Annotated in this window: 17 protein-coding genes; 9 read left to right on the top strand and 8 right to left on the bottom strand. The window is 70.2% G+C overall.

Features of this window, described 5'->3' with window-relative positions:
• Positions 1-161: 161 nt before the first annotated feature.
• On the bottom strand, positions 162-485 hold the full coding sequence (locus ACO06I_RS23330) for a CC_3452 family protein (protein WP_421935008.1): 324 nt from the start codon (positions 483-485) through the stop codon (positions 162-164).
• Positions 486-590: 105 nt separating this feature from the next.
• On the opposite strand from ACO06I_RS23330, the gene ACO06I_RS23325 reads away from it, so the two are divergent.
• From ACO06I_RS23325 to ACO06I_RS23315, 3 genes are all read left to right on the top strand, one after another.
• On the top strand, positions 591-1178 hold the full coding sequence (locus ACO06I_RS23325) for a TetR/AcrR family transcriptional regulator (protein ID WP_421935007.1): 588 nt from the start codon (positions 591-593) through the stop codon (positions 1176-1178).
• 79 nt (positions 1179-1257) lie between these two features.
• Entirely contained in the window at positions 1258-1440 is a 183-nt protein-coding gene (locus tag ACO06I_RS23320) for a CsbD family protein (protein ID WP_421935006.1), read from the top strand.
• A 156-nt stretch (positions 1441-1596) separates the two neighbouring features.
• Positions 1597-3174, top strand: coding sequence for an amidase (locus tag ACO06I_RS23315; RefSeq protein WP_421935005.1), 1578 nt, complete (start codon positions 1597-1599; stop codon positions 3172-3174).
• Positions 3175-3226: 52 nt separating this feature from the next.
• On the opposite strand, the gene ACO06I_RS23310 is transcribed toward ACO06I_RS23315, so the two are convergent.
• Together ACO06I_RS23310 and ACO06I_RS23305 are read right to left on the bottom strand one after the other, a co-directional pair.
• Positions 3227-4702: a hypothetical protein gene (locus tag ACO06I_RS23310; RefSeq protein ID WP_421935004.1), complete on the bottom strand. Its 1476-nt coding sequence runs from the start codon at positions 4700-4702 to the stop codon at positions 3227-3229.
• Positions 4699-6156, bottom strand: a complete 1458-nt coding sequence (locus ACO06I_RS23305; protein WP_421935003.1) for a tetratricopeptide repeat protein — start codon at positions 6154-6156, stop codon at positions 4699-4701. The genes ACO06I_RS23310 and ACO06I_RS23305 overlap by 4 nt, the downstream gene beginning before the upstream one ends.
• Before the next feature lie 298 nt (positions 6157-6454).
• Between ACO06I_RS23305 and ACO06I_RS23300 the strand changes: the two genes are divergently transcribed.
• Positions 6455-8161, top strand: a complete 1707-nt coding sequence (locus ACO06I_RS23300) for a vWA domain-containing protein (RefSeq protein ID WP_421935002.1) — start codon at positions 6455-6457, stop codon at positions 8159-8161.
• Positions 8162-8265: 104 nt separating this feature from the next.
• On the top strand, positions 8266-9486 hold the full coding sequence (locus ACO06I_RS23295; protein WP_421935001.1) for a glycosyltransferase: 1221 nt from the start codon (positions 8266-8268) through the stop codon (positions 9484-9486).
• Positions 9487-9491: 5 nt separating this feature from the next.
• Here ACO06I_RS23295 and ACO06I_RS23290 read toward each other — a convergent pair whose 3' ends face one another.
• Together ACO06I_RS23290 and ACO06I_RS23285 are read right to left on the bottom strand one after the other, a co-directional pair.
• Positions 9492-10718 carry an acyl-CoA dehydrogenase family protein gene (locus ACO06I_RS23290; RefSeq protein WP_421935000.1) on the bottom strand — a complete coding sequence of 409 codons (1227 nt, stop codon included), beginning with the start codon at positions 10716-10718 and terminating at the stop codon, positions 9492-9494.
• Positions 10719-10730: 12 nt separating this feature from the next.
• Positions 10731-11852 carry an acyl-CoA dehydrogenase family protein gene (locus ACO06I_RS23285; protein WP_421934999.1) on the bottom strand — a complete coding sequence of 374 codons (1122 nt, stop codon included), beginning with the start codon at positions 11850-11852 and terminating at the stop codon, positions 10731-10733.
• A 141-nt stretch (positions 11853-11993) separates the two neighbouring features.
• Between ACO06I_RS23285 and ACO06I_RS23280 the strand changes: the two genes are divergently transcribed.
• Entirely contained in the window at positions 11994-12569 is a 576-nt protein-coding gene (locus ACO06I_RS23280) for a hypothetical protein (protein ID WP_421934998.1), read from the top strand.
• A gap of 4 nt (positions 12570-12573) precedes the next feature.
• Here ACO06I_RS23280 and ACO06I_RS23275 read toward each other — a convergent pair whose 3' ends face one another.
• Positions 12574-13221 (bottom strand): OmpW/AlkL family protein, encoded by a 648-nt coding sequence (locus ACO06I_RS23275; RefSeq protein ID WP_421934997.1) that lies wholly within the window; start codon positions 13219-13221, stop codon positions 12574-12576.
• 194 nt (positions 13222-13415) lie between these two features.
• On the opposite strand from ACO06I_RS23275, the gene pepN reads away from it, so the two are divergent.
• From pepN to ACO06I_RS23260, 3 genes are all read left to right on the top strand, one after another.
• Positions 13416-16031: an aminopeptidase N gene (gene pepN / locus ACO06I_RS23270; RefSeq protein WP_421935120.1), complete on the top strand. Its 2616-nt coding sequence runs from the start codon at positions 13416-13418 to the stop codon at positions 16029-16031.
• Between the two features lie 107 nt (positions 16032-16138).
• Entirely contained in the window at positions 16139-16657 is a 519-nt protein-coding gene (locus tag ACO06I_RS23265; RefSeq protein WP_421934996.1) for a response regulator, read from the top strand.
• A gap of 106 nt (positions 16658-16763) precedes the next feature.
• Positions 16764-19295: an ATP-binding protein gene (locus ACO06I_RS23260; protein ID WP_421934995.1), complete on the top strand. Its 2532-nt coding sequence runs from the start codon at positions 16764-16766 to the stop codon at positions 19293-19295.
• On the opposite strand, the gene ACO06I_RS23255 is transcribed toward ACO06I_RS23260, so the two are convergent.
• Positions 19292-19777 (bottom strand): periplasmic heavy metal sensor, encoded by a 486-nt coding sequence (locus tag ACO06I_RS23255; protein ID WP_421934994.1) that lies wholly within the window; start codon positions 19775-19777, stop codon positions 19292-19294. The genes ACO06I_RS23260 and ACO06I_RS23255 overlap by 4 nt on opposite strands.
• 1 nt (position 19778) lies before the next feature.
• On the bottom strand, positions 19779-20198 hold the full coding sequence (locus tag ACO06I_RS23250; protein WP_421934993.1) for a hypothetical protein: 420 nt from the start codon (positions 20196-20198) through the stop codon (positions 19779-19781).
• Between the last annotated feature and the right edge of the window lie 5 nt (positions 20199-20203).

Here is a 20203-nt window from a genome sequence, read left to right as displayed (position 1 = left end):
CGCTCTTCGAAAGAGGGGAATTCGGGTGCGGAGATAGCGGTCGGGCGCGTCTTGCGCAACGTCGGCGCGGCGCGGAGCCGCCGCGGCGGCTCCAAGCGGCTCAAAAAGTCGGCGCGCCGCCCGCGGCCCTTCGGCAGGCGGCGCGCCGGAGGGGGAAGGCTCTAGCGCGGACCGGCGTTGCAGTTGGCGACGTCGGCGTCGCTCATCTTCACGCCGCGGCTCGAATAGGCGGCCAGGGGCCCCAGGGCGGCGCGCACCTTGCGGCACTGCTTCATGAAGCTGTCGAGGCCTGGCGCGTACTTGGAGACGCCCAGGCAGGCGTCGCCGTCGCACTTCCACTCGACATTGCTGACGACCGTGGTGGTTGGCGCCGCCACGGGGGTGAGCAGCTTGGCCTGGGCGCGGAAGCCCTCGGCGGCGCTGGCGCCGTTGGCGGCCAGGAGGGCGAGCGCCAGGACGGCGGCTGAGAGAACCTTGGTTTGCATAATTCGCTCCATGCGATAGAAAAGGGCACGATCGGTCACTGGCCTAGAAAAGGCACGATCGGTCACTTTTTGTCAAGCGGGAGGCTTGGCCGTGAGGGCTGGACGTTGAAAAAGGGCGAGGCGACCCGGGCGCGGATCATCGAGGAGACCGGCCGTCAGGCCGCGATCAAGGGGTTCGGCGCCGTCAGCCTGAACGACGTGGCCGAGGCCGTCGGCCTGTCCAAGAGCGGCCTGTTCAAGCATTTCGAGTCCAAGGAGGCCATGGAGCTGGCGGCCCTGGACAGGGGGTTCGACCGCTTCGTCGCCTTCGTCTGGGAACCGGCCGAGAGCCTTCCCCCCGGCCGCGCGCGGCTGGAAACCGTGTTCGAGCGCTGGCTGGACTGGACCGAGGTGGAGAACGCCGCCGGCGGCTGCCTGATCATGGCCGCCAGCACCGAGCTGGACGATCAGCCCGGCCCCATGCGCGACCTGCTGCAGACCCGGGTGCGCCGCTGGCGCCAGACCCTGGCCCGCGAGATGAAGGCCCTGCGCGAGCCGCCGATCACCGACGCCGAGGCCCAGGGCGCGGTCTTCCAGATGAAGAGCTTCATCCTCGGCCACAACGAGATGCGCCGCCTGCTGGACGACACCGGGGCCCGCGCCGCGGCCCGCGCGGCCTTCGAGTCCCTGCTGGATCGAACCGGCGGGGCCTGACGGAACGAACACGCTTCCTTGCGCGTAGAGAAAGGCGAAGGGCGAGCCTCCCCTCGCCCCACTGCTCAAGGAGACCGTCATGCACAAGGACACCATCAAGGGCGCCGCCAAGGACGCCTCGGGCTCCATCAAGGAAGCCGCCGGCAAGGTGACCGGCAATGAGCGCCTGGAAGCCGAAGGCGTGGCCGAAAAGACCGTCGGCAAGGTGCAGAAGGGCGTTGGCGAGCTGAAGGACGCCGCCCGCAACGCCTTGAAGAACTAGACAGGTTTCCTACCTGAACGGTCAGGTTCCACCCTCCCCTCCCCCCAGTGGGTGGAACAAATAGGCAGGGCCGCGTTCCCATGGAGCGCGGCCCTCGTCATGTCTGGTCAAGGCGTTGCCGGCGCCCTCCAATGACCGCGTGCGGGGGAAGCGGGCATGCGACGGATGGCAGGGGTGATGGCGGGCTTGGCGCTCGGTGCGGGACCGGCCCTCGCGGCCGAGCCCCTGGCCTTCGGGAGCGTCAAGGACCTGGGCCAGGCCATGATCAAGGGCCAGGCGACCTCCGAGGGCCTCACCCTGACCTATCTCGCCCGTATCGCCGCCCTCGACGAGCGGGGGCCGAAGCTCAACAGCGTCATCGTCCTCAACCCGCACGCCCTGGACGACGCGCGCCGGCTCGACGCCGAGCGAAAGGCCGGCAAGGTGCGCGGGCCGCTGCACGGCCTGCCGATCCTGCTGAAGGACAACATCGAGTCCGCCGACGGCACGGCCACCACCGCCGGCTCCCTGGCGCTCAAGGACAACATCACCGGCCGCGACGCGCCGCTGGTGCGCAGGCTGACCGAGGCCGGGGCGGTGATCCTGGGCAAGACCAACCTGTCGGAATGGGCCAACTACCGCTCCGCCCGCTCCATCAGCGGCTGGAGCGCCGTGGGCGGCCTGGTGCGCAATCCCTACGCCCTCGACCGCAGCGCCTGCGGCTCCAGCGCCGGATCGGGCGCCGCCGTGGCCGCGGGACTCGCCGTGGCGGCCATCGGCACCGAGACCGACGGCTCTATCACCTGTCCGGCGGCCATGAACGGGATCGTCGGGCTCAAGCCCACGGTCGGCCTGATCTCCCGCACCCACATCGTGCCGATCTCCGCCAGCCAGGACACCGCCGGGCCGATGGCCCGCAACGTCGCCGACGCCGCGGCCCTGCTCACCGCCCTGGCCGGCTCCGATCCCGCCGATCCGGCCACCCTCGAGGCCGACAGCCACAGGACCGACTATCTGAAGGCCCTGGATCCCGCCGCCCTGAAGGGCGCCCGCATCGGGGTGCTGCGGGTCACCGCCGGACGCTCGCCCCAGACCGACGCCGTGTTCGACCAGGCCCTGGCCGCCCTGAAGGCCGCCGGCGCCACCCTGGTGGAGGTGACGCCCCCCGACACCAGTCAGGTGGGCGCCCTGGAGGACCTGATCCTGCGGGTGGAGTTCAAGGCCGGGATCAACGCCTATCTGGCCACCACCTCGCCCGACCAGGTGAAGACCCGCACCCTGGCCGACCTCATCGCCTTCAACGACCTGGAGCCGCGGGAGACGGTCCTGTTCGGCCAGGAGACCTTCAAGGAGGCCCAGGCCTCCCCGGGGCTGGACGACCCGGCCTATCTCACCGCCCGCGCCTCCGCGCGGCGACTGGCGGGCCCCGAGGGCATCGACCGCATGCTGGCCGACGCCAAGGTGGAGGTTCTGGTGGCCGAAAGCGGCGGGCCGGCCTCGGTGGTGGACCGGGTGAACGGCGGCCGCTGGCTGGGCTCGCCTTCGGAGCTGCCGGCGGTGGCGGGCTATCCGCACCTCACCGTGCCCACGGGCTATGTCGAGGGCCTGCCGGTAGGGCTGTCCTTCATCGGGACCGCGTGGTCGGAGGCCCGGCTTCTGTCCCTGGGCTACGCCTTCGAGCAGGCCGCCAAGGTCCGCCGTCCGCCCACCTTCCCGGCCACGGTCAACGGCTCACCAGCTTTCGACAAACCATAGGTCTGGGGCGTGACGGAGGCCTGAACCGGTCGCCGCTTCACGCCCCCACGCCCTAGTAGTTCGGCGCGCCGACCATGGGGGGCGGGCCGCCGGAATAGCTCCCGGACCCTTGGGGATAGGCAGGCGGCTGCGGCGGCGGCCGGTGTCCGAAGATCGGCCGGCGCGGCGGCGGGGGCGGCACGTAGGACCGCGGCTGCGGCGCGCCGTCGCGCTGATAGCCGCGCTCATAGCCGTCCACTTCCCAGCCGTAGCGGCCCGAGGAGTCGAAGCCGCTCTCGTCCATGATCGCCTTGGGCATTTCCGACATCGGCCGGCAATAGCTTCCGGGGGGCATGCGGTAGCCGCAGCCCTGGGGGGAATAGACGTAGTTGGGCTCGGTGACCGGATCGACCCCGCGCTCATAGTCCATCCCCGCGCCGATGAAGCGGTTATAGGCCACCTCCGGGCGGCCGCCGGCGAAGTAGGCGCCGTAGTCGTCGGCGGCGATGGCGTTCTGGCGCACGCGAACCTGGCCGTAGTCCGAGAGCACGCCGCGGCGGACCTTCAGGATGCGGTTGTGGACCAGCTCCACCTGGGCGCCGCGGTCGACATAGACCCCGGTGATCCAGTTCTTGATGACGCTGTTGGCGATCAGCAGGCTGCCGGCGCCGCTGCGCTGGTCGCGCACGGTGACCGCCGTGGAGCCCGGCAGGCCGGGGCCCGGCGCGATGACCCCCACCTGCACCAGGCGGCTCTGGCCGGGGGCGGGGGTGATGTCGAGACCGCGCACGTCGGCGGTGACCCTGGACTGTTGGATGTCCACCAGGGCGCCGTCGGCCACCACCGCGGCGTCATTGGTGCGGGCGTCGATGATGCTGTTGCGGACGATCAGGCTGCCGCCCTGGACGAAGACCGCCGAGGCGTCCCCCTGGTAGCGCAGGGACGAGCGGATCAGGGCCACGTCGGCGTCCTGGGCCTCGATGCAGGCGCTGCGCCCGCCCTGGCCGGCCTCGATCACCAGGTCGCGGATCTCCACGCCCTTCACGCCGGGCGCGATGCGGATGCAGGGCATGCCGTCCGGCGGGCTCAGCTTGGCGACGCCGGACCCCGCGCCGCCGAAGGCCGGAGCGCCCTCGCCGGCGATGATCACCGGGTGGTCGATCTCCAGGGTCTCGCGGCAGACCCCGCCGCGCGAGCGGATGTAGAGCACGCCATTGTCGGCCAGGTTGTAGATGGCGTCGGCCAGGGGCGCGCCGCCCGACCGGGCGTCGCCGCAGTCGACGGTGATGGAATCCAGATAGAGCGGCCGCCGCTGGCCACGGGGTCCGTAATAATCGTAGCCCGGCCCGCCGCGCCGCGGCTTCCAGGCCGCCGGCCGGTAGGGATGGCGCAGGGGCGGCGCCAGCAGGATGCCGAAGTTCGGACGGATCTGCTGATCCACCTTGGCGTCCGGCATGGCCTGGGCCTGGCCCGCCACGCTCAGGGACAGGACGGCTCCGGCCACGGCGGCGCCAAGGCCCGCCAGCCGACGCAGGGCGTGTGCGATCACCGGTAGCTTCCTTCTGTGGGTCGGCTGGGGGCGCGGGCCACCTGGGCCAGGACCTCGCGCAGGCGCTGGGCCGACGGCTTGAAGCCCGAGAGCGCCCCATCGATCTGGTAGACGACGGCCGAGGCCTTGTCCTGGTCGGCGACGCCGGAGACCCCCAGCGAGAAGTAGGTGGACATGGCGTACTTGGCCTCGGGGCTGCCCTGCTTGTCGGCCTCGGCGAACCAGTGGAAGGCCCGCGCATAGTCCCGCGGCACCCCCACGCCCTCGGCGTACATCACCGCCAGGGCAAGCTGTGACCGGGACGAGCCGTTCACCGCCGCGTACTGGATGGCGCGCACCTTCTCCAGCGGCGTGAACACCCCGGTGGCGGGGCGGCCGATCATGGCCTGGAAGGTCTGGATGTCGCCGGGCGAGAGCTGGCTCTGGGCCGACACCGGCTGCGGGATCACCCGCAGATAGGCCAGGGCCGCGGCGATGTGCTGGAAGGGCAGTTCGTCGATGCGGCTGACCGCCAGGCCCTCGGCCTCGCCGAGCGTCGCGGTCTCGTCGGAATGGGGCACGCCGGAATCGGGCGCCTGGGGCGGATAGAACTCGTAGGGCGGCACCCAGCGCCGCGCCTTGGCCTCGGCGTCGGACCCCAGGGAGGCGCGCTCCGGAGAGGACCGCTCGAAGTCCTTCAACATGACATAGCCGGCGACGTCGCCGCCCTGGGCGGCCAGGTAGTTGTAGAGATAGACGTCGACGTCGTTGCGGGTGAACAGGGTCGCCGCCGCCGGCGGCTTGACCTTGGTCAGGTCGCGCGGATCGATGGGCGAGCCGTCGGAGGGATCGCCGAATGGCCCGAAGGACACATCGTGCAGCCGCGCCAGGGTGCGGAAGCCCGGGGCGCCCTGGCTGGACAGCACATAGATCACCCGGTCGCGCACCTGCTGGCGCTCGTCGGAGCTCATGCGGTCCAGCAGGCGGTCCAGGGAGAGATAGGCGCCGCGCCGCTCGGCCGCGCGGCAGTCGTTGAGCTTGGAGCCGGGGCCGCCCCGGTTGCCCCGCTTGGGATCGACCCCCGCGACGATGGGGGCGTAGCCGTCGGGATTGGATAGGGCCAGCTCGTACCAGACCGCCGACTCCACGGGATCGGCCAGGTTCTTCTCCTGGGCGTCGCGGCCGGAATAGCGGCGGGCCAGGTCGATCTGGGCGAAGAAATCGCCCTGGAACCCCTGGCGCCTCAGGGCGCGGATTTCCTGCTCCTGGGCGTTGAACTGCGGCTGCACGCCGATCGCCGCCTGAGGGCGGGGACAGGCGGGGCCACCCACGGCGATGCGGCCGGCGGAGCCGCCGGGCCCCCCCTTGGGCTCGCAGCCGCCGGTGAGCGGAATGATGGCGGCCAGAACCGCCAAGGTCAGGCCTCTCCGCGCAATGTCACGCACGCCGAGGGCTGCTTCATGGAAAATGGCCATGCGCTCCCCCTTAAGCGTTAACCATACTTGAACCGCCCACTAGCGTCTTGCCCCTCCCCCCTGTCAAGCTTGGGACGGTGAAGATTAGGACACGTGAGATTCACCTATCAGGCGAGTGAGCAACGGCGCCGCGCCCAAGCCCCCTGTTCGACGCGTTTTCGCCTCAGATGACGCGCCAAGCTTCGCTTTGAGGGACTTATTCGGAGCGCTGAGAACGATGGCCGCTGTACGGAACTTAAGTCACGTCTCCCTATGCTTGCTTACAGTTGTGGCAGCCGGCGCAGCGCCGGCGGCGCCCATGGCCGCCCCGGCGATTCGCGACGGGTCCCCGACGCCCGCCGCCTGCGAGGCCCTGGGCTTCCCCCGGAACGACGATCGGCGCGTCTATGGCCGCGGCCGGGGCGGGCGGATGATGTACGCCCCCTCCATGGCTGGCCCGCCGCCCCCCGCCCCGCCGCCGCCCATGGCCTCGATCCAGCCCTCCGCCCCCGCCGCCAAGGCGGCGCCGGGGCCGATGCAGGAGATGGTGGTCACCGGCGCCTATCGTCCTGGCCCTATGCCCGGCGACGTGGACACCGAGCGCTACCCCCACGCCCAGGCCAATCCGATCAAGCAGACGGCCCAGGAGCCGGTCTCCACCTTCTCGGTGGACGTCGACACCGCCGCCTACGCCAATGTCCGGCGCTTCCTGACCGACGGCCAGAGCCCGCCCCGCGACGCCGTGCGGGTCGAGGAGCTGATCAACTATTTCGACTACGGCTACGCCAAACCCACCGACCCCCAGGCCCCCTTCAAGCCCTTCGTGGCGGTGACCCCGTCGCCCTGGTCCTCCGACCGGCAGATCGTCCACATCGGCCTGCAGGGCTACGACATCCCCCGCAGCCAGGAGCCGCCGCTCAACCTGGTGTTCCTCATCGACACGTCCGGCTCGATGTCCGACGAGAACAAGCTGCCCCTGGCCCGCAAGGCCCTGAACCTTCTGGTGGATCAGCTGAGGCCCCAGGATCGGGTCGCCATGGTCGCCTATGCCGGATCGGCCGGCGCGGTGCTGGCCCCCACCGGCGGCCGCGACAAGCTGAAGATGCGCTGCGCCCTCGGCGCCCTGGAATCCGGTGGCTCCACCGCCGGCGGCCAGGGCCTGGCGCTGGCCTACGACCTGGCGGTGCAGAACTTCGACCCCAAGGCGGTCAACCGGGTGATCCTGATGACCGACGGCGACTTCAATGTGGGCGTCGCCGACCCCGCCAAGCTCACCGACTTCGTGGCCGCCAAGCGCCAGACCGGGGTCTATCTCTCGGTCTATGGCCTCGGCGAGGGCAACTACAACGACACCCTGATGCAGGCCCTGGCCCAGAACGGCAACGGGACCGCGGGCTACATCGACACCCTGAACGAGGCCCGGAAGAGCTTCCGCGACGACTTCTCAGGCTCCCTCTTCCCCATCGCCGACGACGTGAAGATCCAGGTGGAGTTCAATCCCAGGACGGTCAGCGAGTACCGGCTGATCGGCTATGAGACGCGCCTGCTGAACCGCGAGGACTTCAACAATGACCGGGTCGACGCCGGCGAGGTGGGCTCGGGAACCTCGGTCACCGCCCTCTATGAGGTGACCCCGGTCGGCGCGCGGCCCTCCAGCGATCCCCTGCGCTACGGCGCGCCCGCCGCCCGCGCGCCGGCGGTCAGCGGCGAACTGGCCTTCCTGAAGGTCCGCTACAAGCTGCCCGGCGGCCAGACCTCTCGCCTGATCGAGCGGCCCATCGGGCCCGCCGACACCTACGGCCGGGTCGACCAGGCGCCCGAGGCCACCCGCTGGGCCCTGGCGGTGGCCGGGTTCGGCCAGAAGCTGCGGGGCGATCCCTGGATCTCGCCGGCCTTCGGCTGGAAGGCCGTGACCGACCTGGCCCAGGGCGCGCGCGGGGCCGATCCCTTCGGCCTGAGGGCGGAGTTCGTCCAGCTCGCCCGATCGGCGGGCGAGACAAGAACTGTCAACGAATCGCGAAACTGACCGGGATCATCTCCGTTGTGCGCGGGAGGCTCAGCATGACCGCAACGAAACGGCCACGCCGTTCGTTGCCTGACCATAACCCCCATCACCGGGAAGGCCCTCGCGTGTACGACGTCACCGCTTCGGACCAGGACAACCTGATCCGCCTCGATCCGGCGGAAGCCCCCTACTTCGGCGCGCCGGGGCGGGTGGGCTTCCACCTGATCGACACCACCATGATGTATGCGCCGCGCTCCGGCGGCGTGAAGCGTTACCTCAACGCCAAGCAGGCCTGGCTGGCGAGGCGCCGCCCCGACATCCGCCACACCCTGGTGACGCCGGGCCCCACCACCGGCCTCTCCGAGCCGGGGGTGGTGACCGTGGCCGCCGCCCGTCTGCCCTTCGGCGACGGCTACCGGATGCCGGCCCGCGCCGACAAGTGGGAGACCGTACTGCGCATGCTGGAGCCGGACATCATCGAGGCCGGCGACATCTTCGTGCCCGGCCACGCGGCCCTGGACACCGGCGAGTTGCTGGGGGTCCCGGTGGTGGGCTTCTGCCATACCGACGCCGCGGCCCTGGCGGCCCTGCACTTCGGCGAATGGGCCGAGGCGCCGGCCAAGAAGCGCTGGGCCGAGATCTATCACCGCTTCGACCGTGTGGTGGCCCCCAGCCGTCACATGGCCCTGCGCCTGGCCGAGGCCGGGGTCGAGAAGGTCACTGTCCAGATGCTGGGGGTCGACACCACCCTCTTCCATCCCAGCCGCGCCAATCCGGCCGCCCTGCGCAAGCGCCTGGGCCTGCCCTGGAACGCCCGCATCCTGGTCTTCGCCGGCCGGCCGGCCCGGGAAAAGAACATCGACTCCATCGTCTGCGCCGTGGAGCGCCTGGGCGAGCCCTATCACCTGGTCCTGGTGGGGGCCGGCAAGGACGTGCGCATCTCGCCCCGCGTCATCGCCCTGGACTACGAGTCCGATCCCGTGGCCTTGGCCGCCCTCATCGCCAGTTGCGACGCCTGCGTCCACGCCAACGAGAACGAGCCCTTCGGCCTGGTGGTGCTGGAGGCCCTGGCCGCCGGCCTGCCGGTGGTGGGCCCATCCCGCGGCGGGGTCTCCGAACTGATCGACAACGAGGTCGGGCAGCTGGCCCACGACGTCGACCCCGGCGGCCTGGCCGAGGCCATCGAGGCCCTGTTCGCCCGCGACCTCGGCGCCCTGTCGGCCGCCGCCCGCGCCCGGGCCGAGCTTCGCCATAGCTGGGACCGGACCTTCGAGGGCCTGACCCGCCTCTATGGCGAACTGGTGATGAGCTCGGTCGCGCCTCAGCCGATGGCCTGGCGCGCCTAGCCCGTCTACCGGCCGGAGGGCATGTCCTTGAAGGGCACGTCCTTGTCGACCCGTATGTCGCCCGGCAGGCCCAGCACCCGCTCGGCGATGATGTTGCGCAGGATCTCGTCGGTGCCGCCGGCGATCCGCAACCCCGGTCCGAACATCAGCGAGAAGTGGAAGGCGCCGTTCAGCGAGGCCAGCTCCGGATCGTCGATGATCCCGTACTGGTCCAGCATCTCGATGGCCGTATTGCCCAGCTCCTGCATCTGCACCGCCGAGATGATCTTGCCGATCGAGCTCTCCGGCCCCGGAGTCTGACCGCGTGAAAGCGCTGTCATCGTCCGATTGCGGGTATGTTTCAGGCCCTCGGCCTGGACGTACCAGTCCGCCAGCTTCTCGCGCAGGGCGCCGTCCTTCAGGGCCGAGCCGCCGTCGAGGCCCGGCGTCTTGCGGGCGGCCTCCAGGAACTGCTGCCAGCCCGCGCCGGTCTGGCCGCCCACCGCCAGCCGCTCGTTCATCAGGGTCACCAGGCTGACCTTCCAGCCCTCGTCCACGGCCCCCAGCCTCTGGCTGTCCTTGACCCGCACGTCGGTGAAGAACACCTCGTTGAACCCCGACCCGCCGGACATCTGATGGATCGGCTTCACCTCGACGCCCGGATCCTTCATGTCCACCCAGAACATGGTCAGGCCCTTGTGCTTGGGCTTGTCCGGGCTGGTGCGGGTGATGACGATCCCGAAGTCCGAGAACTGGGCCCCCGTCGTCCACACCTTTTGGCCGTTAATGATCCAGTCCCCGGAGCCGTCCGGGGCGCGCTCGGCCTTGGTGCGGGAGGCGGCCACGTCGGAGCCGCCGGAGGGTTCGGAGAACAGCTGGCTCCAGATCTCCTCGCCGCGCAGGGCCGGGCCGACGAAGCGCTTCTTGGTCTCCTCGTCGGCGAAGGTCATGACCGTGGGCACGCACATGCCCAGGCCGATCTGGAACGGATTGCCGGGGATCGGATACTTGGCCTCCTCCTGGCTGAAGATGACGTTCTGGACGGGGGTGCCGCCCTGGCCGCCCCATTCCTTGGGCCAGGTGATGCAGGCGTAGCCGGCGGCGGCCTTCTTGGCCTGCCAGGCCTTGGAGGCGGCCATGCCGTCGCCGCCCTCGGGGTCGCCGCCGACGCGGGTCTTGGGGGCGTTGGCCTCAAGCCACTCGCGGACCTGCTGGCGGTAGGCGGCTTCTTCGGGGCTGTCGTTGAAATCCATGACCAAATTCCCTTAGGCGGCCGCCGCGTTGCGGCGTTCGAGGTGGCTGACGAGGCGTTCCTTCCAGACCCGGGGCGCGCCGGCCACCAGGCTGAGTTGACGCGAGCGGCGGTAGAACAGGTGGCAGTCCATCTCCCAGGTGAAGCCGATGCCCCCGTGGGTCTGGATGTTTTCCTTGGAGGCGAACCAGTAGGCTTCCGACGCCGCGATGCGGGCGGCGCTGGCGGCCACCGGCAGCTCCGGCGCGTTCGTGTTGAGCGCCCAGGCGCCGTAATAGGCGTTGGAGCGGGCCAGCTCGTTCTTGACGTACATGTCGGCCAGCTTGTGCTTGATCGCCTGATAGGAGGCGATGACGCGGCCGAAGGCGTAGCGCTCGAGGGCGTATTCCTTGGCCATCTCCAGGCAGCGGTCGGCGCCGCCGCACTGCTCGAAGGACAGCAGCACCGCGGCGCGGTCGAAGATCTGCTCCACCAGCTCGACGCCTTCGCCGGCCTTGCCGACCCGGCGGGCGGGCGCGTCCTTGAAGGTGAGCTTGGCGGCGTCGCGGGTGGGATCCAGGGTCTTGACCGCCTCGCGGGTGACCCCCGCCCCGGCCAGCTCCACCAGGAAGAGGCCTGGCTTGCCGCCCTCCTTGGCCAGGACCAGGGCCACGTCGGCGATGTCGCCGTCGGTGACCGGAATCTTCACCCCCGTCAGCTTGCCGTCGGTGACGGTGGACTGCAGGGTCGCCGCGGTGGTGGCGCCCGGGCCCTCGGAGGTGGCGACGGCGCCGATGATCTCGCCGGCGGCGATCCTGGGCAGGAGCTCGGCCTTCTGGGCCTCGTCGCCCGCCAGCATGATGGCCTCGGCCAGGAAATAGACCGTCGAGGCGAAGGGGATCGGCGCGACGGCCCGGCCCAGCTCCTCGGCGATCACGCAGAGCTCAAGGTGACCCAGGCCCAGGCCGCCGAACGCCTCGGGGATCGCCGCGCCCAGCCAGCCCTGGCCGGCGACGGATTTCCAGAGCGCCTGGTCGTAGCCCTGGGCGGCGTCCTCCAGCACGCCCCGGGCGCGGCTGGTGGGACAGTTGGCCTCAAGGAACTTTCGCGCCTCGCCCTTCAGGAACTTTTGGTCGTCCGAAAAATCGAAATTCATATTCGCCCATCCGCCAATTTTGGCCGGTTGAAGTTTCCTCGCGCGTCAACATACGCGCCTCTCGCCCGGAGGAAAGATTGACCTCGCGTCAAGGATTTCAGGCTCTTATGCGCGCCTGCGAGCAGGTCCGAAGGGCGCGTCATGGCCAAGGCGATATTTCAGAAGAACCAGCGTGTTTGGGTCGAGAGCGTCGGCGCCTGGGCGGTGATCGAGAAGCTGGTGCCGGTCTGGGCCCGCGGCTTCGACGAGCCTGTCCGGGTCAGCTACGACGTCGGCCTGGGCCGCGAGTTCCAGGCCCATGAGCTGAAGCCCGAGCAGGAGAGCGACGACATCCTGGCCGAGGACGGCGCCCACTGGCGGCTGCTGCGGGCGCGCAACAAATGGCAGACGCCCGACAATTGCCGCCACCATCCCTATCCGGGCAGCTACCCGGTGGTGGTCACCGACGCCAACGACTGGGGCGGCTGGCGCACGCCCGGCGCGGAATACGACCGTGATCCGCACAAGATCGAGTTCCAGGCGAGGCTCATCACCTCGGCCCCGCGCCTGCTGTCCATCGCGCGGCGGCTGATGGCGATGATCGAGGAGACGCCAGGCGCGCCGCCGGAACTGCAACGCCTGGCCGAACAGGCTCTGAAGGTGGATCAGTACCTGAAGGAAGTCCCCGCCAGCGTGGATGAGCCGATGGCTGAGCCGGCCACCCACGCCGCGGAATAGGCGCCTAGAATTTGTAGCCGAAGCCCGCCGACACCACCCAGGGGTCGAGCTTGACCTTGGACTTCAGAGCGCCGCCATTGATCTTGGCGTCGGTCTCGAAGAACACCTTCTTGACGTCGAGGTTGGCGCTCCACGGCCCCTTGACCGCGACATCCACGCCGGCCTGCAGGGCGTAGCCGAAGCCGTCCTTCAGCTTCACGCTGAAGCCGTTCTGATCCTTGCCGCTGTGGAACAGCATGTAGTTCACGCCGGCGCCCACATAGGGGCTGACCTTGGCGGTCGGCGCGAAGTGATATTGCAGCGAGACCACCGGCGGCAGGACCCAGGTCTTGTGCACGGTGACGTCCGTTCCCGGCCCCTGCGCCTTGATGGTGTGCTGGCTGGTGGTGGCGATCACCTCGACGGCGACGTGGTCGGTCAGGAAGTAGGACAGACCGAGCGACGGCTTGTAGTCGTCCCCGACATCGACGTGCAGGCCGGTGGGCGCGCCGGCCGCGGTGGTGATGGCGTCGTCGGCGGTCGGCGAGATCGCCGTGGCGCGGACGTTCAGCATCAACAGGCCCTTTTCCTTGACCTGGAAATCCTGGGCCTGGGCGGTCCCGGCCAGCGCGAGCGCCGCGCCAAGGGCCAGGGCGTAGGTGGAAACTTTCATCTTCTTTTCCCCTCAAGGCACGGAGGGAGCGCCGTGCTGGCGGGGACATCGCGCCATCGGGCAAGCTCAGCTTTGACAAAACTCAAACAACTGTTTGACGTCGGTTGCGCGTGGCGCGGGCGACACAGCGGTCGGCGCGACTTTCGCAGCCGTGGCGCTCGCCCTGACGGCCGGGATGGCCTAAATCCTTGCAGATGCGCACAGAGACTCCCCAGCCCATCCGGCTCACCGACTACCGCCCGCCCGCCTTCCGGATCGACACGACCGAGCTGGTCTTCGACCTGGCCCCCCACGCCACCCGGGTGAAGGCGCGCCTGTCCATCACCCGCAACGGCCAGCACAACGAGCCCCTGGTGCTGAACGGCGAGCGGCTGAAGCCGATCTCGGTGGCCGTGGACGGCAGGGTCCTGGACGGGGCCGAGCGCACCATCGACGCCGAAAACCTGACGGTGCCCGACGTCCCCGACAGCTTCGTCCTGGAGACCGAGGTCGAGATCGACCCGGAGGCCAACAAGGCCCTGGACGGCCTCTACATGTCCGGCGGCCGCTTCTGCACCCAGTGCGAGGCCGAGGGCTTCCGCAAGATCACCTGGTTCCCCGACCGGCCCGACGTGCTGTCGCGCTTCACCGTGCGCATCGAGGCCGACAAGGCCTTCCACCGGCTGCTCTCCAACGGCAACCTGATGGAGTCCGGGACCCTGACCGGCGGCCGCCACTACGCGGTCTGGAACGACCCCTTCCCCAAGCCCGCCTATCTGTTCGCCCTGGTGGCCGGAGAGCTGGACGAACTGGCCGACAAGCTGGTGACCATGAGCGGCCGCACCGTGGATCTGAAGATCTATGTCGACCCCGGCATGTCCGACCGCGCCGCCTACGCCATGGATTCCCTGAAGCGGGCGATGAAGTGGGACGAGGAGGTCTTCGGCCGCGAGTACGACCTGGACCTGTTCATGATCGTCGCCGTCCGCGACTTCAACTTCGGGGCCATGGAGAACAAGGGGCTGAACATCTTCAACTCGTCCCTGCTGCTGGCCGACGAGAAGACCGCCACCGACCTGGACTATGAGCGCATCGAGAGCGTGGTGGCCCACGAGTACTTCCACAACTGGACCGGCGACCGCATCACCTGTCGCGACTGGTTCCAGCTGTGCCTGAAGGAGGGCCTGACGGTCTTCCGCGACCAGAGCTTCTCCGCCGATATGCGCGGCGCGGCCGTCCAGCGGATCAAGGATGTGAAGACCCTGCGCGCCCGCCAGTTCTCCGAGGACCAGGGCCCCCTCGCCCACCCCGTGCGTCCGGGCAGCTATCTGAAGATCGACAACTTCTACACCGCGACCATCTACGAGAAGGGCGCCGAGGTCATCCGGATGCTCAAGACCCTGATCGGGGACGAGAAGTTCCGGGAGGGCATGGACCTCTATTTCGACCGCTGGGACGGCCACGCCACCACGGTGGAGGAGTTCATCCGCTGCTTCGCAGACGTCACCGGCCAGGACCTGACCGACTTCTTCGCCTGGTACGAGCAGGCCGGCACCCCGAAGGTCACCCTCAGCCACAGCTATGACCCTGACGCCCGCACCCTGAGGCTCGATCTCACCCAGGAGACGGCCCCGACTCCCGGCCAGCCGACCAAGCGCCCTCTGCCGACCCCGGTTCGCGTGGGCCTGCTGGACGGCGACGGCCGCACCCAGGCCTTCCTGCGCGACGGGACCGCCCTGGACGAAACCGTCGTGGTGCTGAACGGCGCCGCGACCAGCGTGACCCTGACCGGCGTGGACTCCGAGCCCGTGGTCTCCGCCCTGCGCGGCTTCTCGGCCCCGGTCACCCTGGAAACCGACGCCGCGCCCAAGGACCGCTATGTCCAGTTGGCCGGCGACCCGGACCTGTTCAACCGCTGGGAGGCCGGCCAGGACCTGGCGCGGGCCCTGATCACCAGCCGCGCGGCCGGCAAGCCCGACGAGGTGGGCGAGGAACGCTACGCCGAGGCCCTGGGCCGCGGCCTGGCCGACCAGGCCGCCGATCCGGCCTTCAAGGCCCTGATGCTCGCCCTGCCCTCGGAGGCCGACCTGGCCCTGGCCATGCGACCCGCCGATCCCGCCGCCATCCACGCGGCCCGCGAGGCCCTGCGCACCCGCCTGGCCCTCCATCTGGAAGACGACCTGAAGCGCCTGCACATCGGCCTGCAGGAGCTGGGCGAATTCTCCCCCGACGCCGCCAGCGCCGGGCGCCGCGCCCTGCGCAACGCCACCCTGGAACTGCTGGCCGCCAATCCCCGGGCCGAGATCGCCACCCTGGCCGACGGCCACTACCGGGCGGCCATCAACATGACCGACGCCATCGGCGGTCTGAACGCCCTGATGCTGGTGGGCGGCGAAGCCTTCGAGGCGGCCCTCGCCGACTTCTACGACCGCTGGAAGTCCGAGCCCCTGGTGATCGACAAGTGGTTCGCCCTGCAGGGACGCGACCCCTCCGCCGGCGCCCTGGGCCGGGTGATGGGCCTGACCGCCCACCCCGCCTTCGACCAGAAGAACCCCAACCGCCTGCGCGCCCTGATCTCCAGTTTCGCGGCCAACCAGGCCCAGTTCCACGATCCCGGCGGCGCGGGCTATCGCTTCCTGGCCGACACGATCCTGGCCGTCGACGGGTTCAACCCGATGACGGCGGCGCGGCTGGTGGAGCCCCTGGGCGGCTGGCGGCGCTACAAGCCCGAGCTGGGAAACCTGATGAAGGCGCAGCTCGAGCGCGTCGCCGGGACCGAAGGCCTGTCGAAGAACGTCTATGAACTGGCGACCAAGGCCCTGGCGGACTAAGCCGAGATCGGCGATTGCCGCTGAGCCGAATCTTGTTGAAAATCAGACCCGTGGAATTGTTGGCGCAGACCGGCTCCCACGAGTCTGGCTAGGGAAGTCGCCACTGCATGTCCATTTCGCTGAGCCGCATCAACTTCATGGTGGTGGATGACAACATCCACGCGATCGATCTGGTCAAGACCATGCTGCGCGGCTTCGGCGTCGACGCGGTGGTGGAAGCCAAGACCATCGCCGAGGCCAAGGCCAAGCTGAAGGCCAGCACCCTGCCCGGCGCGGCGGTGATCGACATCATCATCCTCGACTACATGATGGGCGAGGAGGAAGGGGTGACCCTGGCCCGCTGGCTGCGCACCCACGAGGCCAGCCCGGCGCCCTACATCCCGATCATCATGTTGACCGGCCACGCCGACCGCCAGCGGGTCTACGCCGCCCGCGACGCCGGGGTGAACGAGTTCTGCGTCAAGCCCTTCACGCCGGCCGACCTGATGAAGCGAATCATGGCGGTGATCGACCACCCTCGGGCCTTCGTGCGCTCCAGCTCCGGCTATTTCGGCCCCGACCGACGGCGCGTGGACGACCCCAAATACAAGGGCCCCGAGCGCCGGAAGGACCGCCGCCGGAAATAGAATCCGCCCTGGCCTCTGTGACCCTATGACTCTCGTGACGCGCGGGGCGGGCTCGCCTAGACTCTGACCTTGGGTGACTCGGTTCAGCGTGAAGGAGCGGCGGGCGTTGGCCAGACGCGGGGGTGAGGACACCGAGGCCAGCCGGCCTCAGGAGCGCGACGCCGCGCCCGGCGTCCGGCCGCTGCCGACCCAAACCTTCGCGCGCATCGCCATCCTCGCCACTCTGCTGCTGCTGGCGGTCTACACCGCCTTCGCCGTGGCCAGGATCCAGCGCGAACCCCAGATCACCACCGTCGCCAACGCCGCCCTGCCCAGCCGGGCCGAGGCCATCGCCGCCCACCTGGACGGCGAGGCCGCCACCCTGCGCGGCGGCCTGCTGGCGGCCCGCGAGGCGCTGCAGCGGGAGGGCGACGAGCCCATGGCCGCGGCCGAGAGCGGCCTGCGCGCCGCTTCCGGCGCGGCCCTGGCCGTGGCGGTGGTCTCCGACGAGGGAGTCGTGGCCGTGTCCGGCCCCGCCGGCGGCCTGGACTGGCTGGAGCTCGCCAAGGGCGCCGAGGCCTCCAAGCGCGATATCTGGCTGGGCGTCACCAGCCAGACCACCCCGGCGCTCGCCGCCGCGGCGCTGGCCTCCACCAGCAAGGGCCCGCGCTGGGTCGTGGTGGCCGGCGACCCGGCCCGCCTGGGCGCCTGGCTCTCCAAGTCCAAGCCCGAGCTGATCGCGACCCCGGACGGCCGGGTGCTGGCCGCCAGCCCGGCCCACGGCGTCGCCGCCGCCGACACGGTGAACGCCGCCTTCGCGCTCTCGCCGGAGGAACTGAAACTGGACGGTGGCCTGAGCCGCGCCCAGGGTCCGGACGGCGCCGCCCTCGACCTGGCCGCGCGGCCGGCGCTCAGCGGCGCCCTCTACGCCCTGGCCGGGGCAAGTTCGGCGCCCATGGAGGTCCAGACCTCCACCGAGCAACTGGCCTGGTTGCTGACCCCCCTGGCCGCGGCCTTCCTGCTGGGCCTGCTGCTGCTCAACCAGAGCAACAAGGTCGAAAACGCCCAGAAGGCCTTCGTCGATTCCGAACAGCGCTTCCGCCTGGCCGTCGAGGCCGCCCGCTGCGGCATCTGGGAGTGGGACCTGGCCAACGACAAGATGTTCATGTCCGACGTCACCGGCGCCATCTTCGGCTGGGGCGGCGGCGGCATCGTCGAGGGTCAGCAGGTGCTGGAGCGGGTCTCCGCCGACCACCGCGACCGGCTGCGCCAGGCGCTGTCCACAGCCGCCGTCTATGGCGGCTTCGACGTCTCCTTCCGCGTACCCTCGATGCAGGGCGGGCGGCCCACCTGGATCGACGCCCGCGGCCAGGCCTTCGGCGGCAAGGACGGCGACGGCTATTCGCGGATCATCGGGGTGGCCCTGGACGTCACCGAGGAGCGTATGGCCCAGGCCCGGGCCCAGGCCGCCGAGAACCGCCTGCGCGACGCCATCGAGAGCGTGTCGGAAGCCTTCGTCCTCTGGGACCGCAACGGCCGGCTGCTGATGTGCAACAAGAACTACCGGGCCTTCTTCTCCCTCGAACCCCGGCTGCTGAAACCGGGCGCCTCGCGCGAACAGGTCAACCGCTTCGCCCAGTTGGCCATCAAGCAGGAGATGGAGAGCTCCGACGGCCGCAAGGGCGTGCGCGAGGCCGAGCTCAATGACGGCCGCTGGATCCAGATCTCAGAGCGCCGCACCGCCGAGGGCGGCCTCGTCATGAGCGCCGCCGACATCACCGCCATCAAGACCCAGGAGGAGGCCCGCCGCCTCAACGAGGAGCAGCTCCAGAAGGCCGTCGTGGGCCTGGAGCGCAGCCAGGAGCAGCTCTCCGAACTGGCCCGCAAGTACGAGATGGAGAAGGTTCGCGCCGAGGGGGCCAACAAGGCCAAGAGCGAGTTCCTGGCCAATATGAGCCATGAGCTGCGCACCCCGCTGAACGCCATCAACGGCTTCTCCGAGATCATGACCCAGGAAATGTTCGGGCCGCTGGGCGACGCCCGCTACAAGGGCTACTCCCAGGACATCCTGTCATCGGGTCAGCACCTGCTGGCGCTGATCAACGACATCCTCGACATGTCGAAGATTGAGGCCGGCAAGATGAGCCTGAAGTTCGAGCCCATCGCCCTGGAGGAGGTGGCCGAGGACGCCGTTCGCCTGGTCCGCAACCGCGCTGAGGCCACCGGCCTGACGCTCAGCATCGACTTCCCGCAACACCTGCCCGAGATCGAGGCCGACTATCGCGCGGTCAAGCAGGTGCTGCTGAACCTGCTCTCCAACGCCATCAAGTTCACGCCGCGCGGCGGCCGGGTCACGGTGCGCGCCGAGGGCCGCCATGACCCCCTGGGGGAGCGCATCCGCATCAGCGTGCAGGACACCGGCATCGGCATCGCCGAGGACGACCTGGCCCGCCTGGCCCGGCCCTTCGAGCAGGTGGAGAACCAGCACTCCAAGACCACGCAAGGCACCGGCCTTGGCCTGGCGCTCACCAAGTCGCTGGTGGAGATGCACGGCGGCTCGCTGGACATGCAGAGCGCGCCCGGCGAGGGCACCATGGTCAGCTTCTCCCTGCCGATCCGCCAGACCGGCGCGGCGCTCGCCGGACTCGCCGTCGCCTAGGGCTGTCGCGGCGGGCGCAGGGCCCGCTGTCCGCCGACCGGCCCGCTGCGAACCAGACCCTCAGCCAAGGCCGCCCGTTCCGCCGGCGGCAGGTCGGCGGCGAAGTCGACGATCCGGTCCTCCACCCCGCCCCGAACCGTCATCTCCAGAGCTCGGGCCTCCGACAGCCGCCGCGCCACGGCCGGACGGTCCAGAGGCTCGGCCCCCAGTTGGGTCCAGGCCTCGCGGCGGGCGCGGCGGGCCTGCCGAAGCTGGTCGCCCACCCCCACGGCCTCGCCTCGGAGCATCTGGCGGTAGGCGCGGCGATGTTCGGGCGGCAGGGCGTCGGCGGCTGTCCACAGTGGCTGACGCGGATGGACGGTCGCCGGGGCGGCCTCCCGCAGACGGTGACCCACCACCACACCGCCCACCACCGCTCCGATCACGAAGAGGTTCAGGGCCACCGAGGCGATCAGGGCCAGGGTCAGGGCGCGGGGGCTCACCTCAGGCGCCTTCACTGGTGTCGGCGAGGTCGTCATAGGCGTTCATCGCCGCGCTGACCGCCTCCGGAGCGTCGGTCGCGGTCAGGCTTCCCGACAGCGCCACCCCCAGGGCCAGGCCCGCGGCGCAGGCGCCCGCCAGGCCCGCCCCGACCCCGGCGCCCAGAAGCCAGGCCCTCAGGCCACCCCTGCGTCGGGGCGCCGGCGCAGCGGCGATCACCGCCTCACGCAGGCCGTGCGAAACGCTCAAGGGTCCCCAGGCGTCGAGGACGGCGTCCAGGCGGTCGGCCTGTTCCAGGGCTCGACGCGCGAAGTCGGGCTCCGCCGCCATCAGGGCCGCGGCCGCCTCGCGCACCTCGGCGGGCCAGCGGGCGACCGCGCCGCCGTGGGCGTCCGCAAGTTCCAGGAACCGTTCGCGGGTCATGGCCG

Origin of the sequence: Phenylobacterium sp. (genome assembly GCF_965229015.1) — a bacterium.
Taxonomy (GTDB): domain Bacteria; phylum Pseudomonadota; class Alphaproteobacteria; order Caulobacterales; family Caulobacteraceae; genus Phenylobacterium.
Note: the sequence above shows the minus strand (reverse complement) of the source record. Positions and strands in the feature narration are given on the sequence as shown.

Coding starts and splice junctions, on each gene's coding strand:
- ACO06I_RS23330 (WP_421935008.1), bottom strand. CDS start 485: ATGCAAACCAAGGTTCTCTCAGCCGCCGTCCTGGCGCTCGCCCTCCTG.
- ACO06I_RS23320 (WP_421935006.1), top strand. CDS start 1,258: ATGCACAAGGACACCATCAAGGGCGCCGCCAAGGACGCCTCGGGCTCC.
- ACO06I_RS23315 (WP_421935005.1), top strand. CDS start 1,597: ATGCGACGGATGGCAGGGGTGATGGCGGGCTTGGCGCTCGGTGCGGGA.
- ACO06I_RS23305 (WP_421935003.1), bottom strand. CDS start 6,156: ATGGCCATTTTCCATGAAGCAGCCCTCGGCGTGCGTGACATTGCGCGG.
- ACO06I_RS23300 (WP_421935002.1), top strand. CDS start 6,455: ATGGCCGCCCCGGCGATTCGCGACGGGTCCCCGACGCCCGCCGCCTGC.
- ACO06I_RS23290 (WP_421935000.1), bottom strand. CDS start 10,718: ATGGATTTCAACGACAGCCCCGAAGAAGCCGCCTACCGCCAGCAGGTC.
- ACO06I_RS23285 (WP_421934999.1), bottom strand. CDS start 11,852: ATGAATTTCGATTTTTCGGACGACCAAAAGTTCCTGAAGGGCGAGGCG.
- ACO06I_RS23280 (WP_421934998.1), top strand. CDS start 11,994: ATGGCCAAGGCGATATTTCAGAAGAACCAGCGTGTTTGGGTCGAGAGC.
- ACO06I_RS23275 (WP_421934997.1), bottom strand. CDS start 13,221: ATGAAAGTTTCCACCTACGCCCTGGCCCTTGGCGCGGCGCTCGCGCTG.
- pepN (WP_421935120.1), top strand. CDS start 13,416: ATGCGCACAGAGACTCCCCAGCCCATCCGGCTCACCGACTACCGCCCG.
- ACO06I_RS23265 (WP_421934996.1), top strand. CDS start 16,139: ATGTCCATTTCGCTGAGCCGCATCAACTTCATGGTGGTGGATGACAAC.
- ACO06I_RS23250 (WP_421934993.1), bottom strand. CDS start 20,198: ATGACCCGCGAACGGTTCCTGGAACTTGCGGACGCCCACGGCGGCGCG.